This window comes from Thiolapillus sp. (assembly GCF_048562965.1).
Taxonomy (GTDB): domain Bacteria; phylum Pseudomonadota; class Gammaproteobacteria; order Chromatiales; family Chromatiaceae; genus Thiolapillus; species Thiolapillus brandeum_A.
The window spans coordinates 1-523 of record NZ_JBHNMF010001653.1 but is presented as its reverse complement, the minus strand read 5'-3'; the positions used below and the strand labels follow the sequence as shown (position 1 = coordinate 523).

Annotated in this window: 1 protein-coding gene; it reads right to left on the bottom strand. The window is 56.4% G+C overall.

Features of this window, described 5'->3' with window-relative positions; translation table 11 throughout:
* A partial coding sequence (locus ACOCD2_RS26035; RefSeq protein WP_419588824.1) for a hypothetical protein occupies positions 1–384 on the bottom strand: 384 nt, incomplete at its 3' end.
* Positions 385–523 lie beyond the last annotated feature (139 nt).

Below are 523 nucleotides of genomic sequence, written 5' to 3'. Positions count from 1 at the left end.
CGCCCTGTCTGCGCTGGTGGGCTGCGTTATCAACACTTGCTGTAGAATGACTACAGCAGCGTATTGATGCCTTGCCACCAGCGCAGACAGGGCTGCTGAGGGCGATATATTTGGTTGCCGGCGCTGCCAGCCATGGAGAGCGAAGCGAAGGCTGGTAGACCCCAGTAGCCGCGAGGCCGCACTGTTTTCCCGGCGTGCCTTGCGCCAGAGGGAAAACAAAGTAGGTCTCCGAACGCGGCGTCCAGTCATTGGGAGCCAAGTACGGAGCAGCAACGAGCTTGCGAAGTTGTTGCGTAGTGCTGGGTGACCAGGACGGCTGGGGCACCAATAGGTTGTCAAAGGCCGAGTCGATTTTGGGGACTGGGATGTCCCAAAATCTATCACGAGGCCGAAGACACGCTTGGTTAATACTAACTGCAGCCGGAACATACCACCATGAATTGTGAGCAATTCCAGAACCTGTTGATGGAAGATCCTTTCCGCGGGGAGCGTGATTTCCTCGAACACCGCGATCATTGCATTC